This is a genomic window from Ralstonia sp. GX3-BWBA, assembly GCF_003290055.1.
Lineage (GTDB): Bacteria > Pseudomonadota > Gammaproteobacteria > Burkholderiales > Burkholderiaceae > Ralstonia > Ralstonia holmesii.
Genome location: NZ_QMKS01000021.1, coordinates 37,420 through 55,091, shown reverse-complemented (window position 1 = coordinate 55,091; position 17,672 = coordinate 37,420). Strand labels below are relative to the sequence as shown.

The window sequence follows — 17,672 nt, the reverse complement described above, 5'->3', positions numbered from 1 at the left end:
CATGAACATGCTCGCCCCGACGGCCCCGAGCGCGTCCCCCTTCGCATTCACCCCCGCGTCGCTGGACCGGCCCGCTTACCAAAGCGGCTTCGGCAACGAGTTCGCCACCGAAGCACTGCCCGGCGCGCTGCCGCACGGCCAGAACTCGCCGCAGAAGACGCCGTATGGCCTGTATGCGGAACAGATCTCCGGCACGGCGTTCACCGCGCCGCGTGCGCACAACCGCCGCTCGTGGCTGTATCGCATTCGTCCGGGTGCCGTGCATCTGCCGTTCGAAGCCATGGCGCAAGGCCGCTTCCACAGCAACTTCAACGAGGTACCGCCCTCCCCCAACCAGTTGCGCTGGGACCCGCTGCCCGCACCGGCGGCCGGCACCGATTTCATCGACAGCATCGTCACCTTCGCCGGCAACGGCGGGCCAGACGCGCAAACCGGCTGCGGCATCCACCTGTACGCCGCCAACGCGTCGATGACCGACCGCTTCTTCTACAACGCCGACGGCGAGCTGCTGATCGTCCCGCAGCAAGGCCGCCTGCGCCTGCTGACGGAGATGGGCGTGGTCGATGTCGAACCGCTGGAGATTGCCGTCGTCCCGCGCGGCGTGCGCTTCCGCGTCGAGCTACCGGACGGTGACGCGCGCGGCTACATCTGCGAGAACTTCGGCGCGATGTTCCGCCTGCCAGACCTGGGCGTGATCGGCTCGAACGGCCTGGCCAACCCGCGCGACTTCCTCACGCCGCACGCCTGGTATGAAGACCGCGAGGGCAACTTTGAACTCGTTGCAAAATTCCAGGGCAGCCTGTGGACGGCGAAGATCGGCCACTCGCCGCTGGACGTCGTGGCCTGGCACGGCAACCTCGCGCCGTACAAGTACGACCTGCGCCTGTTCAACACCATCGGCTCGATCAGCTACGACCATCCGGACCCGTCGATCTTCCTGGTGCTGCAAAGCCCCTCCGACACGCCGGGCGTGGACACGATCGATTTCGTGATCTTCCCGCCGCGCTGGCTGGCGGCCGAAAACACGTTCCGCCCACCCTGGTTCCACCGCAACGTTGCAAGCGAATTCATGGGCCTCATCCAGGGCGTGTACGACGCCAAGGCCGAAGGCTTTGTGCCGGGCGGCGCCAGCCTGCACAACTGCATGAGCGGCCACGGCCCCGATGCCGACACGTTCGAGAAAGCCAGCAACGGCGACACCACCCAGCCGCACAAGGTAGACGCAACGATGGCCTTCATGTTCGAAACACCGGCGGTGATCCGCCCGACGCGCTTCGCGGCGGAATCGGCACAGTTGCAGGCCAAATATTTCGAATGCTGGCAGGGCCTGAAGAAGCATTTCGACCCGAGCAAGCGTTAAGCAAATCAACCTTCACGCCAAGGCAAGCGCCGCGAATGTTTGGCCGTTGATGCCCTAGATCGCGCCTTGAATTTCTGTTGCAGGGAGGAAAAAGAAGGGAGGCCTGTCTGAGCGCAGCGAGTTTGCCTCCCTTCCCTCCCTGCGACATAAATTCAAGGGGAAGTCGCCATCTCGGGCGCGCCTTTCTTTGCTTACTTTCTTTGGCAAGACAAAGAAAGTAAGTCAGCCCCGGCAGGGGATGCAACAAGGATGCACTGACAGCGTCAAGAATCACCCGCCCATACAACAAACCACCGCCCCCATCATGACCACCCGACAACTAAGCTGGCTCGAATCCGCCAACACCCCCGACACCCACTTCCCGCTGGAAAACCTGCCCTTCGGCATCTTCTCCACCAAGGAAAACCCGTCGCCACGCGCAGGTGTGGCACTGGGCGATCAAGTCATCGATCTTGGCGTGCTGGATGACGCCGGGCTGCTGCCCGCATCCACACGCGGCACGTTCCGCACCGGCAAGCTCAACAGCTTCATCGCACTCGGCAAGCCCGTATGGGCGGAAACGCGCAAGAAGCTGCAAACGCTGTTCAGCGTGGCCGACACGCACGTGCGCGACAACGCCACGCTGCACGCCCGCGCGCTGGTGCCGCAAGCACATGCCGTGATGCACCTGCCCATCGACATCCCGGGCTATACGGATTTCTATTCGTCTCGCGAACACGCCACCAACGTCGGCCGCATGTTCCGTGATCCGGAGAATGCACTGCTGCCCAACTGGCTGGAAATCCCGATCGGCTACAACGGCCGCGCAAGCTCGGTTGTGGTGAGCGGCACGCCATTGCATCGCCCGATGGGCCAGATCAAGCTGCCCGATCAGCCGCGCCCGATCTTCACGGCCTGCCGCAAGCTGGACTACGAACTCGAGATGGCATTTGTGGTCGGCAAGCCGAGCGGGCTCGGGGAGCCGGTTTCCGTTGACGCGGCACCGGACCACATGTTCGGCGTCGTGCTCCTCAACGACTGGAGCGCGCGCGACATTCAGCAATGGGAATACGTGCCGCTCGGCCCGTTCAACTCGAAGGGCTTCGGCACATCGATCTCGCCGTGGATCGTGACGATGGACGCGCTCGAGCCGTTCCGCGTGGCCAACCCGGCCCAATCGCCGGAGCCGCTGGAATACCTGCGCCAGAGCCATCCCAACGCTTACGACATCGCCCTCGAAACCGCACTGCGCCCCCACGGCGGCGAGCGCACCACCATCGCCCGCACAAACTTCCGCGCGATGTACTGGACGATGGCGCAACAGCTCGCACACCACACCGTGTCCGGCTGCAACGTGCGCGTGGGTGACCTGATGGGCTCCGGCACCATCAGCGGCACGACACCGGATTCGTACGGCAGCCTGCTGGAGCTGACCCTCAACGGCAAGCAGCCGCTTGACCTCGGCAACGGCACCACGCGTGCGTTCCTGGAAGACGGCGATGAAGTCATCATGACCGGCTGGTGCCAGGGCGATGGCTATCGCGTGGGCTTTGGGGAGGTGCGCGGCGAAATCCTGCCGGCGCGCAGCGCAAAGTAATGCAATGCGGAGCGACGGATCAGCAGTCGGTCGCTCCGCCTTATTCCGTCTTGGCAGCAGCGCAAGCCAGCATTGCGTCGCTGATCACACGCTCGCCGCGGGCCTTGAGCGCTTCGCCGGCGCCCACGATATCTCGCGTTTCCTTGTTCTGGCCCAGCTTGAGTTTGCCTTCGATGCGCGTGATCTCGATCTCGATGCCAACGATCATTTTGAGCAACGCGTCGGTGTAGTCGGCCGGGGCGTCGGACATCTTCCACGGCGTGGGTTGCGATGCCTCGTGTGTGCGCGTCAGGCGTGCCACCACGCCGCGCACAAAACGCTCGTCGTCACGCACGGTGATACGACCATGCGCATGCGCGACGCGGTAGTTCCATGTCGGCACCTGCCGGTGGGCTTCGTGCTTGCTCGGATACCACGTCGGCGAGATATACGCGTCGCCCGCGCGGAAGATCACGAGCACCTCGTCGCCATTCGCCACGTCTTTCCAGACCGGATTGGCGCGCGCCACGTGGGCATGCAGCACACCAAGCTTGCCCTCTTCCGGCAGCAGCAAAAACGGAATGTGGTTCGCGTCCAGCCCATGCTCGCCATGCGTGACGAGCGTTCCGAACGGGTTCTGCGCGATCAGGCCGTGCAGCGCCTCGGGGCGCGATTCTTCAAAGTGGGCGGGAACGTACATGGCAACTCCGGCAGCGACCCTGCAATCGAACAGGAAAGCGCCCATTCTGAACCAGAACGTGGCTCCAAAACAGAGCCAGATCCTGGCAGATTGTTAGAGCCAGCCTAGTCGCGCAGCAGGTTCTTGGCGATGATGAGCTGCTGGATCTGCGTAGTGCCCTCGTACAAACGCAGCAGGCGCACATCGCGATAGAAACGTTCGGCCTTGTATTCAGCGATGTAGCCCGCGCCCCCGTGAATCTGCACCGCGCGATCCGCCACGCGGCCCACCATCTCGGTACAGAACATCTTGGTGCACGAGGCCAGCATGCTGACTTCGTGATCCTGTTTGCCGACCGGCTTGGCATCGTAGCGGCGCGCACAGTCGCGCACCATCGACATGCCGGCGTACAGCTCTGCCTGGCTGTCGGCCAGCATGGCCTGGATCAACTGAAAGTCTGCGATGGGCTGTCCGAACTGCTTGCGCTCCTTGGCATAGGCCACCGCGTCGGTCATCAGCCGGTGCGCCATGCCGCATGCCAGCGCCGAGATATGCAGGCGGCCGCGGTCGAGCACCTTCATCGCCGTCTTGAAGCCCTGCCCCGCCACGCCCCCAATGATGTTGGCCGCAGGCACACGCACGTTATCGAGCAGCACATCGCACGTCTTGGTGCCGCGCTGCCCCATCTTCTTGTCTGGCTTGCCGAGCGTGATGCCCGGCGTATCGGCCGGCACGATAAAGGCCGAGATGCCGCTCGCGCCTTCGCCACCCGTGCGTGCCATCAACGTGAATGCCCCGGCGCGCGGCGCGTTGGTGATGAAACGCTTGGTTCCGTTGATGACGTAGTGATCGCCGTCCAGCGTGGCGCGCGTCTGCAGCGATGCGGCATCCGACCCCGCGTTCGGTTCCGTGAGTGCAAACGAGATGATCAGCTCGCCGCTGGCGATGCGCGGCAGGTAATTGGCCTTTTGCGCATCGGTGCCGTCCATCAGGATGCCCTGCGAGCCGATGCCGACGTTGGTGCCGAACACCGAGCGAAAGGCCAGCGCCGTGTGCCCGAGGTCGTACGCCACTTCGCATTCCTGCGCCATCGCCAGGCCAATGCCGCCGTGCTCTTCCGGAATCGACAGGCCAAAGAGCCCCATCTCCTTCATGTCGGCGACGATGTCGGCGGGCACGTCGTCCTCTTCCTCGAGAATGTTCTCCGCCGGCACGAGCCGTTCCTGGATGAAGCGCTGCACTGATTGCTGCAGCAAACCGAAGGATTCGTCGTCGAGCGCCATGTCACCTGCTCCTGTGGGATGTTCCCGGGGATGTTACCCGGCCGGCGTTTTTTGACAATCTTTTCCCGCATCAACAGAATGTCGAATCCCATTCACCAATCTGGCTGGCCGTCATGGATCTCAATGCGCTCAAGCTGTTCGTGGAAATCGTCGATGCGGGCAACCTGTCGGCGGCGGCGCGCCGGCTGCAGACCACGCGCTCCAACGTGAGCCACCGGCTAAAAGCATTCGAGCGCGCGCTGGGCGTGCAACTGCTGCGCCGAACCACGCGCCGCGTGGAACCCACCGAGGTGGGCGCCGGCATCTACGAACACGGCCGCAGCATCCTGCGAGAAATGGCCGCCGCCGATGCGCTGGTGTCTTCGCTCGGCAAATCGCTGCAAGGCAGCGTGCGGCTGTCGGTACCGACGGGGCTGGGGCACCTGCTGGTGTCACCACTGCTGGTGGCGTTCAAACGAGCGTACCCGGACATCCGCCTTGATGTGCGGTTCGACAACCGCGTGTCCGACCTGATTGGCGAAGATGTGGATGTGGCGCTGCGCATCGTGTCGAACCCGCCGGAATCGCTCGTCGCCACGCTGCTCGATGAAGTCGACTGGGTATTGTGCGCGGCGCCGGACTACCTGGCCGTGCATGGCATACCGAAAACGCTCGACGCGCTGGGCAAGCACACCATCGTGAGCGCGCCGGCCATCGGGCAGCCACTGCGGCTATCGGCGCAACTGGCTGATGAGCGTACGCTCGTGACGCTCGACCCGGGCGTCTCGTCCGACAACTACCTGTTCCTGCAGGCGGCCGTGCGTTCGGGCAATGGGCTCGGCATCCTGCCTTATTACGCCGCTGCGGATGATTTGCGCGGAGGCCACGTCAAACGCGTGCTGCCCGGGTATCGGTTCAGCGTGTTCGGCAGCCGCCTTTACATGCTGGCGATGCCAAGCCGATACCGGACGCTGGCCACGCGGCATTTGTTGGACTTCCTCAAGGAGGGGCTGCAAGGCAAGCTGCCGCGCCTGCCCCAGAAGGAACGCGCCTGACTACGCCTCGAGCGGCATCAGCCCCGGCAACTGCGCAAAGCAGATCGACTTGGCCGTCTCGATAAAGTCCTGCGCAAACGGTGCCTGCGCGTAGTCCCGCGTCATGGCCGCGTACAGATCGCTCCACAGGCCTTCCTTACCGACACGCTTGGCCACCACGTATTCGTAATCGACGTAGTTCTTGATGCCCCAGCTCGGCAGCGCGGCAAGCCCGCGGCGGCTGGCAACGAGTTGCAGCACGGCAATGGTCAGTTCCGCAGTGCGGCGGTTGAATGCGATCCCGGCCGGTGTCAGCACCTGTCGGATCAGATCGATGCGCTCTTCGGGCACGGGGTACGTGATGAGCGTCTGGTCCGTAAAGTCTTTCGCGTCCAGCCACTTCTTGTTGCGCAGCGCGTGATCGACCGGCAGCACGGCGAGGATCTCGAAGCGAAACAGCGGCGCGAACACCACGCCGCGTCGCATCTTGGCATCGGAGCCGATGATGACGTCGGCACGGCCGTCCTTGAGCAGCGCGAGCGGATCTGTGTGGAAGCCCGACACAAGATCCATCTCGACTTCGGGCCAGCGCTGGCGGAAAGCGTCCATCACAGGCATCAGCCAGTCAAAGCAGGTGTGGCATTCGAGCGCGATGCGCAGCGTGCCGGCCGCGCGGCCCTTGATGCGCTCAAGATCGCGCTCAGCGGTCTGGATGTCGGCGACCACCTTTTGTGCGAGTTCAAGCATGCGCTCGCCCGCTTCGGTCAATTCAACCGTCTGGCCCTTGCGGCGCACGACGGCCAGCCCGTAATGCGACTCCAGCGCGCGCAACTGATGTGACAGCGCCGATTGCGTCAAGTGCAGCCGCTCGGCGGCGCGCGAGACGGAGCCACCGTCGGCCAAGGCGATCAGCGTGCGTAGGTGGCGGATTTCAAGCATGTTGGTGCGGCTTCCAATGTATGAATACGATTCAACTTTATCGAAAATAATATCATTTGATTCATGACATAGGGTCGCCGATCATCGCAGGACTGAAAAACGAATCGCCTCTCCTGCGACCACTATGACGACCATCCATACCCTCGGCTACCCGCGCATCGGTGCACAACGCGAGCTGAAGTTCGCCCTTGAATCGTTCTGGAAAGGCGCTTCGTCCGAAGATGACCTGCGCGCCACCGGCCGCGCTTTGCGCGAGCGCCACTGGACGGCACAGCGCGATGCGGGCCTCGACTTTGTGACCGTGGGCGATTTCGCCTGGTACGACCAGGTACTGCAGACGGCCGCGCTGCTCGGCGCCATTCCCACACGCTATGGCTTTGACGCCGCACAACTGACGCTGGCGCAATCGTTCGTGCTCGCGCGCGGCAATGCCGACCATGCAGCCATGGAGATGACGAAGTGGTTCGACACCAACTACCACTATCTCGTGCCCGAACTCACGCCGGACCTGCACTTTGGCCCCGGCACCGAATGGCTCTTCGATGAAGTGCGCGAAGCACAGGCCGCTGGGCACCGCGTGAAGGTCGTGTTGGTGGGGCCGGTCACGTTCCTGCATCTGGCCAAGGCGCGCAACGGCTTGAACGACAAGCTCGCCCTGCTGCCGCAGGTTCTGCAGGCCTACACGGCCGTGCTCCAGCGCCTGGCCGCCCTGAATGTGGAATGGGTGCAGATTGACGAACCTGCGCTGGTGCTGGATCTGCCGCAAGCGTGGGTCGATGCATTCAGCCCCGCTTACCAGGCGCTGACCGCCGCCAAGGGCCCGAAGCTGCTGCTTGCGACGTACTTTGAAGCCGCTTCCCACCACGCGGCACTGATCAAAGCCTTGCCGGTCGATGGCGTGCACCTGGATCTGGTGCGTGCACCGGAACAGCTTGGCGCCTTCGCGCCGTGGCCTGCAGACAAGGTCCTCTCCGTTGGCGTGGTGGATGGCCGCAACATCTGGCGCTCGGATCTCGCACGCGTGCTGGCACGCGTGGCTCCGCTGGCCGAAGCCTTTGGCGATCGCCTGTGGGTGGCGCCAAGCTGCTCGCTGCTGCACGTGCCGGTGGACCTGTCTGCCGAAACCAAGCTCGACGACGAACTCAAGGGCTGGCTGGCCTTCGCGCGCCAGAAGCTGGATGAACTGGCGATCCTCAAGCTTGCACTCGTCGAAGGCCCGGCTGTCGTGCAGAAGGCGCTCGATGAGAACCGCGCCGCCATCGCCTCGCGTGCCGAATCGCGCCGCGTGCACAACGCAAGCGTCAAGAAACGCGTGGCCGCGATCCGCGCAGAAGATGCGGACCGCGCCGCGCCCTATGCTGCCCGCGCTGAAGCGCAGCAAGCCCGCCTGAACCTGCCGCTGCTGCCGACCACCACCATCGGTTCGTTCCCGCAGACGGCGGAGATTCGCCAGGCACGCGCACAGCACAAGCGCGGCGAACTGCCCGCACTGGATTACCTGCAACGCATGCGCGCCGAAATTACCGACGTCGTGCGCCGCCAGGAAGCCCTGGGCCTCGACATGCTCGTGCACGGAGAAGCCGAGCGCAACGACATGGTCGAATACTTTGGCGAGCTGCTGTGGGGCTACACCTTCACCGCCAACGGCTGGGTGCAGAGCTACGGCTCGCGCTGCGTGAAGCCGCCCGTGATCTATGGCGACGTGTACCGCCCCGAAGCCATGACGGTCGAGTGGTCCAAGTACGCGCAGAGCCTGACCGCCAAGCCGATGAAGGGCATGCTGACCGGCCCCGTAACGATGCTGCAATGGTCCTTCGTGCGCGACGACCAGCCGCGCGAGCAAACCGCACTGCAGATCGCCCTGGCCCTGCGTGACGAAGTGTGCGATCTGGAAACCGCTGGCATTGCCGCCATCCAGATCGACGAGCCGGCCTTCCGTGAAGGCCTGCCGCTGCGCGCGTCTGACGTGCCGGGCTACCTCGAATGGGCGGCGCGCGCGTTCCGTGTGTCGGCCTCCGGCGTGCGCAACGACACGCAGATCCACACGCACATGTGCTATTCGGAGTTCAACGACATCCTTCCGGCTATTGCGTCGATGGATGCCGACGTGATCACCATCGAGACCTCGCGCTCGAACATGGAGCTGCTCGACGCGTTTGGCGAGTTTGCGTACCCCAACGAGATCGGCCCGGGCGTGTACGACATCCATTCGCCGCGCGTGCCGCGTGTGGAAGAGATGGAAGCGCTGCTCGACAAGGCCGCGCAGGTTGTGCCGGTGCAACGCCTGTGGGTGAATCCCGACTGCGGCCTCAAGACCCGCGGCTGGCCGGAAGTGGAAGCGGCATTGCAAGGCATGGTGGAAGCCGCGCGCCGCCTGCGTGCCAAGCATGCGAACGCGGCGCATGCTGGCAGCCAGCGTGCTCAGGCTGAAACCGCATCGGCCTGATTGTTGCGGGTTCCCAAAAGACGCCGGCTGGAGCCATCCAGCTGGCGTTTTTTTTCGTCATCCCTTGCAACAACGTGCGCCAGGTTCCACAAGGCTGTCGCAGCGGTGCCAATGTCAACCAACAAGGCACCATCCCTTCGCACACGCACTCACCGTTTCGCACTGCGGTACGCGGCTGACACGTGCAGAAAACACCATTGAATCCAGTGATTCGTGTTTTCTAATATCGATGGGACGATCCCATGAAAAGCCCGGTCTCCCTTGTTCGCTCTTGGCTCGGTTCGTCTGCGCCCACAAACCGCGTGGCCGATGCCCGGCAGATGCCGGAGCAGACGAGCAGCAGCACGGGGCGCAGCGCTCGCAAAGCTTCGCCTCAACTTAGCCGGCTGCCCGCACGCAGGCACACAGGAACACCGCCTGCCATCAGCGCCGCTTCTACAAGCAGCACAAAGGCTGTTGGGCACACGTCCGCCGACCCGGAACTGCACGACGCAATCAAGGCGATTCGCTCGGGCGCGCAGTGGTCGCCAAGCACGAGCCGCCGAGAAGCGGCTTCCGCAACGTCGCCAGAGAACAAGGGCGCTGCACCGTCGATTCCGCCTGGTGACGGCTGGGGGATGACCTTCCTGCACCTGGCCGAGCATCGTGCAGAGGTGCTCGACATGGTGTGGCAGCACGACTTTTCATCTGAGCGGCTTGACGAAATTCTCGCGAAGCATCCCGACCTCGTAAATGCCGTTGACCACCACGGCGACCCGCTGCTCGTGAGCGCCCTGGGTTGCGACAACTTCAGGCTGGCCAAGGCGCTGGTCGCGCACGGCGCGAATGTCAACGCGCAGGACAGCGTTGGCAATACGCCACTGCATACCGTGGCAGGACGCGACATCGCGCTTTTGGAGCAATTGCTCGAAGCCGGTGCCGATGTGCACGCAACCAACAATCAAGGCGCGACGCCGCTGTTTAACGCGCGCTCTGCGCAAGCCGTCGATCTGCTCGTCCGTGCGGGCGCGCCAATCGATGCCCGCGATGCGCGCGGCAATACGGCTGTCATGCGACTCGCCCAGGCAGCGAACAAAGACACGGTGCTTGCCATGCTGGCGCATAACCCTGATCTGCGCACCCCGAACGCAGCAGGCCGCACATTCGCGCGCGTGTTGACGATGCGATTTGGTGGGTCGCCAGACACCATCCCCAAAACGGGCGTGGCGGCAAAGGCGTTTCTGGAACTTGCCAAACGCGAGACCTTGATCGGCAACCTTCGTGACCGAAAGCCACTGCCCACCGGCGCGGCAGCGGCCAATACGCGGCGCTCAGAGCAGATCGCAACTCCGTTGGCCGAGTTGCGGGTGGAGCCTGACCTACGGCTGTCGCCAGCGAGAGCGCGCTCGGCCACGCCGGCAATCAACGATCTGAAATCGGGGCACAAGATCAACCTCGTCCACGACGCGCTGCGCACGTTCGACGAATTGCCTGACCGGGACGCCAGTGCGCTTTCCGAGGCATTGGGATTCGGCGCCCTGTCGTCGGAAGACGTGAACGTGCGCGCCCAGCAGCGGGACGCCATACGCGAGACGTTCTCGAAATTTGCCAAGGAAATCGGCGGCAACTTCCGGAATTACGGTCTTTCAGCGCTGGAACATCCCGCCCTGGCCGAAGCCCTGACAGAGGGCGAGCACGCAGAACTGATCAACGCCATGAGAATCGCCCACATCAGTGTTGCGCTGGAGCCTGCGTCCGCCAACGACACCGAAGGGCCGCAGCGCCTGCGCATGTTCTTCGGCGGCACACAAAACTTCCGGGATGTGCGCCAAGACATCAGCAGCGCCTTCGGCCGGATTGGCGATGTTGATCGTGCGACCAAGCGGGCGGGTGAGTTGTTCGCGAAGATTCTGTCCCGGCCCAACCATGTCGAACTGGATTTCATTTCTGGCGCTTCCATGGGCGGCGCCATGGCGCAGAGCTTTCGTGCGACGGTTGAGAGCCGTGTCCTGCTGCCCAAGCAGCCGTCCATGATCTTGCTGGATCCGCAACTCCTGAACAATAACCAGGGCCGCCGCGCCACCAAGGGCGGCCCGCTCGATGTCGATTACGGCAAACCCCGTGGCGTGGCGCTCACGCTGGACTATGCCCGGGCGCCACATCGCGGGCTGATGGGCGTCATGAAGGGCCCGGGCGGTTACCGGTATCCGGGGCTCGTACAGCTCAAGCTCGGCTTGACCGACACCGACGGGCACAACGGCAAACGTCCGCAAACCAGCGGCCCGCCCGGACTCGGCTATCACGCAGACGCAACGCAGTTTGCGGCTGCACTTTCGCGCTTTTCGGTTGATCACGAGAATGCAGTCATGGACAACCCGGCATTCGATGCCGTGCGCGCGCCGCGTTGGACGCGACAACAAGGTCCGGTGCTGACCTCCGCGACGCTGCCCGCCGTGGCACGGCGGGGCCGCCGCCCCATGGAATCGATTGCCGAAGACGGAGACGCTGCCGTGTAGCGCTCCGATGGCCGTCGCTTCGCCGGTCTCCGTGAGGCATGGGCGACGCTGCCGTTAACGCTGCTCCTGCTGTGGTACAGGCTCAGCTCTGTGCCCGTGATGGCGCACGCCACGGAACTTGCGCAGCGTCCACTCCTTGAAGTCATCCACCTTCTCGAACACCACCGGCACCACCAGCAGGCTCAGCAGCGTGGAAGTGAGCAGGCCGCCGATCACCGCCACGGCCATCGGCGCGCGAAAACCCGCATCGCCTTCCAGACCCAGCGCCATCGGCACCATGCCGGCCGTCATGGCCACCGTGGTCATGACGATGGGGCGCGCGCGCTTGTGGCAGGCATCGATGATGGCCTCGGTGCGCGACATGGCGAGATCGCGCCGCGCAACGATGGCATATTCGACCAGCAGGATCGAGTTCTTGGTCACGATGCCCATCAGCATCAGCAAGCCGATCAACGCCGGCAGTGACAAGCTGAAGCCGAACAGCGCCAAGAGCCCAAACGCGCCGCCCACCGACAGCGGCAGCGCCGCCAGAATCGTCACCGGCTGCGTGAAGTCGTGGAACAGCAGCACCAGCACCGCATACACGCACAGCACACCCGCGAACATGGCGAGGAAGAAGCTGCTGAACAGCTCCTGCATGCCCTCCACATCGCCGGAGGCAATGCGGCGAACGCCTTGCGGCAAGTTCTTGATGGACGGCAGCGCCTCCACCGCCATGTTGGTATCGCCCAGCGCCCGCCCCTCCAGCCCCACGCTGATGGTGACGTTGCGGCTGCGGTCATAGCGGTCGATCTGCGCCGGGCCACTGCCGATGGAAATATCGGCGATGTTTTCCAGAGGCACCGCGCCATTGCGGCCCGGCACGCGCAACTGGCGGATCGTGTCGATCTGGTTGCGTGCCTTCGGATCGAGTTCAACACGGATGTACACCTGCCGCTCGGGCAGGTTCAGCTTCGGCAGGTTGACGTCGTAGTCGCCGGCGGTTGCCACGCGCACGGCCTGGCCGATGGCGGCGGCTGTCACCCCTTGTTGCGCAGCGCGCGCAAAGTCGGGGCGGATGACGACTTCGGGCCGCAGCAAACTCGCCGACGAGGTCACCGCACCAAGCCCCGGCACGGTCCGCAGATCGCGCATCACATCGCGTGCGGCCTGCTGAAGCGTGGCGGGGTCGTCGCCGGTCAGCACCACCTGGAGTTGCTCGCCGGAGCCCACGGCGCCGAACGAGATCCGCACGCCCGGCACGCCTTCCAGCATTTCGCGCAACTGGCGCTGGACGTCCTGCTGCTTGATGTGTCGATCATGCCGGCCGGTGAGCGAGATCGTGAGCGTGCCGTTGCGCACCTCGCCGCCGCTGGAGCCCGGCACGCCGGCCATCACGCCCGAGCCGATGGCCGTATAGACGTGACGGACTTCCTTGTGCTGCATCACGATCTTGCGCACACGCTCGGTGTTCTCGCGTGTCTGGGCGATCGTGCTGCCGGGCGGGCTTTCCACCGTCATCTGAAGCTGCGCCCAGTCTTCGGGCGGCAGGAACGTCGCCGGAATCAGCCCGATGATGGCGACCGACACGACGAAGAACGCCGCCGCCATACCGCCCGTTTTCCACGGGTGCACGAGGCACCAGCGTGCCGCCTGCAGGTAGCGCGTCATGACCCAACCGTCGCGGTTGGGTTCGTCCTGCGGCTTGAGCATGTAGGCGGCCATCATGGGCGTGAGCAGCCGCGCCACCAGCAACGAGGCCAGCACCGCCAGCGAAGCCGTCCACCCGAACTGCTTGAAGAACTTGCCCGAGATGCCGCCCATGAAGGCCGTGGGCAGAAACACCGCCACCAGCGTGAGCGACGTCGCCACCACGGCCAGACCAATTTCCTGCGCCGCTTCCATGGCGGCCTCAAACGGCTTCTTGCCGTTGCGCAGGTGGCGCACGATGTTCTCCACCTCCACGATGGCATCGTCGACGAGAATCCCGACCACCAGCGTGAGCGCCAGCAGCGTGATCCCGTTGAGCGTGAAGTCGAGCAACTGCATGGCCGCGAAGGTCGGGATGATCGACAGCGGCAGCGCCACCGCCGACACGAACGTGGCCCGCCAATCGCGCAGGAACAGCCACACGACGATCACCGCCAGGATGGCGCCCTCGTACAGCGCGTGCATCGACGCGGTGTACGCATCCGACACCGGCTTGACCATGTTGTAGACCTCGGTCACATGCACATTGGGCCGTTCGGCCTGCAATGCGGCCAGCGCGTCGCGCACACCTTTGGCCACCGAGATTTCGCTCGCGCCGCGCGAGCGGAACACCTGGAAGCTGACGACGGGCTTGCCGTCGAACAGCGCCATCTGGCGTGGCTCGGCCGCCGTGTCGCGCACGTCAGCAACATCTGACAAGCGAATGCGCCGGCCGTCCGACAACGGGATGTCCATCTGCGCCAGTTCACGCGCGCTCTTCACGGTGCCAAGCGTGCGGACTGCCTGCTCCTGCCCACCGATGTTGCCGCGCCCACCCGGCGCTTCCTGCTGCATGCCGCGCACTTGCGCGCTGATGTCTGCCGCTGAAACGTTCAATGCCTGCAAGCGCACCGGGTCGAGCTGCACCCGCACTTCGCGGTCCACACCGCCCTGGCGCGTCACTTTGGCCACGCCGTGCACCGACAGCAACCGCTTGTTGACCGTGTTGTCGACAAACCAGGAGAGGTCCTCCGCGTCCATGTCGGTTGCTTCCACGGCGTACGTCAGCACCGGGAGGCTTGCGAATGTCACGCGGGAGATGACCGGCTCCTGCACGTCGGACGGCAGCTGCGCGCGGATACGGCTGACCGCATCGCGCACGTCGTTCACGGCCTCCTGCACATCCTTCTCAAGCTGGAACTCGACCATCGTGGTCGAGCTGCCGTCGTTGATGGTGGACGTGATGTGCTTGATCGCGCCGATGCTGGCAATGCTGTCTTCGATCTTGCGCGTGACTTCGGTTTCCATCTGCGTGGGCGTGGCGCCCGGCAGGCTGGCCGTCACGGATACGGCAGGAAAGTCGATGTCGGGAAAGTTCTGGATCGACAGCATCTTGAACGAGACCAGCCCCGCCACCGTGATCAGGATGAACAGCAGGATCGACGGGATCGGCTTGCGGATCGCCCAGGCAGAAAAGTTCATGGCTTGGCTCCGGCTGCGGTCGCCGCTGTGGTTGGTGCCGCGGGCGCGGAGGCTGCACCGGCAGCGGCCACACGCACCACATCGCCATCGCTCAGGAATGCCGCGCCTGCAGCGACCACGCCGTCATTCGCGCCGATGCCTTGCACGATTTCGACTTGCCCGTCCTGGCGGCGGCCAACCGTTACCTTGGTCTGCCGCACGCGGCCTTGCTGGCCGATCACCATCACGTAGTCGTAGCCATCGCGTGAGAACACGGCGGTCTCCGGCAATGTCGCGGCCGGCGCATCGCCCAGCAGCACATCGCCCGAGAGATACATGCCCGCCTTTACGCCTGAGGCTGCAGCTTCCGGCGGCAGGTCGACATAGACGAGACCATTGCGCGTGTTGGCGTCGACGGTGGGGGCGACTTGGCGCACGCGGCCGTTCACCACGCCGCCATCCATGCGGCGCAGGCGCGCGGCCTGGCCGGGCTGGATGCGGGGCAGGACGTCGCCGTGCATTTCAGCGCGCCATTCCAGGCGGTTCTTGCGGATGAGCTTGAAGAGTTCGGTGCCGGAAGACACCACGGCGCCCACGGTGGCCGAGCGTGCGCTGATCACGCCGTCGTCCGGCGCGACCACACGCGTGTAGCGCAAGCGCAATTGCTGGCTCTCGAACTGCGCACGGGCTGCGGCCAGCTTGGCAGCCGCGGTCTTGGCCTGCGTGTCGTACTGGACCAGATCCTGTTGGCTGATCGCACCGCTCTTGTCGAGTTCATGCGCACGGTGGGCCTCGCCTGCAGCTTGCGCGGCCGAGGCTTCGGCTTCGGCCAGGCTGGCGCGTTGGGCTGCCACGTCGGCGCGCACGGTTTCATCCGACAAGCGCGCAAGCAGTTGGCCTTGCTTGACCACATCGCCCACGTTGACGAGCACTTCCGCCAGCTTCAACCCGTTCACCTCGGCGCCGATGCTGGCTTCCTGCCACGGCTGCACGGCACCGCTGGCCGTGGCGGCGCGGGGCCACACGTGCTGCGCCAGATGCGCAACGTTGACGGCCAGCGCCGGTTTGGCAGGCGGCTGTTCCTTGTTCTTGCTCTCCGCAGATTTGCCGCACGCAGCAAGCGCGCCGGCCAGCATCACGGCCAGCGCGGCCATCCAAACTCGTTGTCCTGTCATGAAGCGCTTCCGGTATGCGCGCGGCCCTGTGCGGTCGGCGCAGTGGTCTTGTTATCGGGATAAGCGTTGGGTGCGTCGTCGCGCCAGCCGCCGCCCACGGCCTTGTACAACGCAACCCAGGCCTGCGCGCGTTCAAGCTTGACGGCTGCCAGCGATTGCGAAGCCTGCAACGCCGTACGCCGCACGTCTTCCAGCTGCAGCAGGCTGCCCGCGCCCAGGCGGTAGCGGGCGTTGGACGCTTCCAGCACCTTTGCGTATTGGGCATCGGCCATCGTGGCTGCGTCGACACGGCGGTCGGACGCGTCCAGGCGCACCAGTGCATCTTCCACTTCCTGCACCGCTTGACGCACCTTGCTGCGATAGCTGGCCAGCGCCTGGTCGTAACGGGCGCGCGCCGTTTCCACGCGCGCCGCGCCCGTGCCGCCGTCAAAGATCGGCAATGACACCGACGGCCCGAACGACCAGGACTTGCTTGTCAACGATTGCCCGCCAAGGCGGTACGAATTGATGCCGATGGTGCCCGCCAGCGTGATCGACGGCAAACGGCTCGCGACCGCCACACCGATATCGGCGCTTGCTCCCGCAACCGCGCGCTCTGCCGACGACACATCCGGCCGTTGCGACAGCACCTGCGCCGGCACATCGGGCACGCCCGCATCGGGCGGTGCCGGAATCTGCGCGCTGGCCTTGGACAGCAACCCGTTCAGCGCATCGTGATCCATGCCGGTGAGCGTGACGAGCTTGTCGATGCCCTGCGCACATTGCGCACGCTGGCCTTCCAGCGCATTGACGGCATCGCCCACCGTGGCTTGCGCTTGTGCAAAATCAGCCGGCGCGACAAAGCCCGCGCGGAATTTACGTTCAGTGAGTTGCAGCGTTTCCTGCCGGGACGACAGCGTTGCCGCGCCGATGTTGACCAGCGCCTCGCACTCGCGTTGCTGCAAATAAGCATTGGCCACTTCGGCGGCGAGCGATACGCGCGCGTCGTGCCAGTCGGCTTCACTGGCAGTCAGACGCGCATCGGCACCTTCCAGGCTGCGGCGTTTACCGCCGAAGAGATCGATTTCCCACGACGCATCGGCCTGCGCCGCCAAGGTGGTGATCGTGCCCAAACCCAGGGTCGGATTCAGCGCCCCCGCAGACACCCCACCCGCACCGCCGGCAAACTGGCTGCCGCCAAACCCGCCCTGCCGCGTGGCTGAGCCTGAGCCTTTCAGTTGCGGCAACAGCCCCGCCTGGCTGGTGGAAACGCTCGCACGCGCTTCGCGCACGCGGCCGACCGCTTGCGCGATCGTCGGGCTGGTCGCGTCTGCCTGCTCCACCAATTGAGTCAGCACGGGGTCGTGAAACTGCTCCCACCAGTGCGCCAGCGCCATGCGGCTGCCGTGGTGCGGCAGCGTGGCGTGCCAAGCTTGCGGGGCTTCGGTGCCGCTCAGGGGCGGCGTGTGGTAATCGGGCCCGACCGCGCAACCGGCCAGCACCAGGGCCAGCATCAGCGGAGCGAATCGGGCACGACCGCCGGGCGCGCGGCTAACGGCGTGTCGACCTGTCTTCATGGGAAGTGTCCTTCGGGAACGCAGCTGGGATTATGCCCAGTC

11 protein-coding genes are annotated in these 17,672 nt (G+C 64.9%); 5 read left to right on the top strand and 6 right to left on the bottom strand.

Annotated features, from left to right (window positions below; translation table 11 throughout):
• The first annotated feature begins 1 nt into the window (after nt 1).
• Together hmgA and fahA are read left to right on the top strand one after the other, a co-directional pair.
• Nucleotides 2-1,360, top strand: coding sequence for a homogentisate 1,2-dioxygenase (gene hmgA / locus DOD19_RS20175; protein ID WP_112187642.1), 1,359 nt, complete (start codon nt 2-4; stop codon nt 1,358-1,360).
• Between the two features lie 304 nt (nt 1,361-1,664).
• On the top strand, nt 1,665-2,936 hold the full coding sequence (gene fahA, locus DOD19_RS20165; RefSeq protein WP_112187640.1) for a fumarylacetoacetase: 1,272 nt from the start codon (nt 1,665-1,667) through the stop codon (nt 2,934-2,936).
• 40 nt (nt 2,937-2,976) lie between these two features.
• Here the strand turns inward: fahA and DOD19_RS20160 are convergent, their stop codons facing one another.
• Together DOD19_RS20160 and DOD19_RS20155 are read right to left on the bottom strand one after the other, a co-directional pair.
• Entirely contained in the window at nt 2,977-3,615 is a 639-nt protein-coding gene (locus tag DOD19_RS20160) for an FMN-binding negative transcriptional regulator (protein ID WP_112187638.1), read from the bottom strand.
• Nucleotides 3,616-3,719: 104 nt separating this feature from the next.
• Complete coding sequence (locus DOD19_RS20155) at nt 3,720-4,877, bottom strand: acyl-CoA dehydrogenase family protein (protein ID WP_024979258.1); 1,158 nt, start codon at nt 4,875-4,877, stop codon at nt 3,720-3,722.
• A 113-nt stretch (nt 4,878-4,990) separates the two neighbouring features.
• Between DOD19_RS20155 and DOD19_RS20150 the strand changes: the two genes are divergently transcribed.
• Entirely contained in the window at nt 4,991-5,911 is a 921-nt protein-coding gene (locus DOD19_RS20150) for a LysR family transcriptional regulator (RefSeq protein WP_112187636.1), read from the top strand.
• On the opposite strand, the gene DOD19_RS20145 is transcribed toward DOD19_RS20150, so the two are convergent.
• Nucleotides 5,912-6,829, bottom strand: coding sequence for a LysR family transcriptional regulator (locus DOD19_RS20145; RefSeq protein WP_112187633.1), 918 nt, complete (start codon nt 6,827-6,829; stop codon nt 5,912-5,914). It abuts the gene before it with no gap.
• A 124-nt stretch (nt 6,830-6,953) separates the two neighbouring features.
• Here DOD19_RS20145 and metE point away from each other — a divergent pair, with 124 nt between their 5' ends.
• A complete protein-coding gene (gene metE / locus DOD19_RS20140; RefSeq protein WP_112187631.1) occupies nt 6,954-9,275 on the top strand; it encodes a 5-methyltetrahydropteroyltriglutamate--homocysteine S-methyltransferase in 2,322 nt (773 codons plus the stop codon).
• A gap of 617 nt (nt 9,276-9,892) precedes the next feature.
• A complete protein-coding gene (locus DOD19_RS20135) occupies nt 9,893-11,770 on the top strand; it encodes an ankyrin repeat domain-containing protein (protein WP_239498057.1) in 1,878 nt (625 codons plus the stop codon).
• Between the two features lie 54 nt (nt 11,771-11,824).
• Here the strand turns inward: DOD19_RS20135 and DOD19_RS20130 are convergent, their stop codons facing one another.
• The 3 genes from DOD19_RS20130 to DOD19_RS20120 are packed head-to-tail and all read right to left on the bottom strand — an operon-like array spanning nt 11,825 to nt 17,630.
• The gene (locus tag DOD19_RS20130) at nt 11,825-14,920 is read right to left on the bottom strand and encodes an efflux RND transporter permease subunit (RefSeq protein ID WP_112187628.1); all 3,096 of its coding nucleotides are present in this window, start codon (nt 14,918-14,920) and stop codon (nt 11,825-11,827) included.
• The gene (locus tag DOD19_RS20125; protein ID WP_112187626.1) at nt 14,917-16,074 is read right to left on the bottom strand and encodes an efflux RND transporter periplasmic adaptor subunit; all 1,158 of its coding nucleotides are present in this window, start codon (nt 16,072-16,074) and stop codon (nt 14,917-14,919) included. The genes DOD19_RS20130 and DOD19_RS20125 overlap by 4 nt, the downstream gene beginning before the upstream one ends.
• Nucleotides 16,071-17,630, bottom strand: a complete 1,560-nt coding sequence (locus DOD19_RS20120; protein ID WP_112187624.1) for an efflux transporter outer membrane subunit — start codon at nt 17,628-17,630, stop codon at nt 16,071-16,073. The genes DOD19_RS20125 and DOD19_RS20120 overlap by 4 nt, the downstream gene beginning before the upstream one ends.
• Nucleotides 17,631-17,672 lie beyond the last annotated feature (42 nt).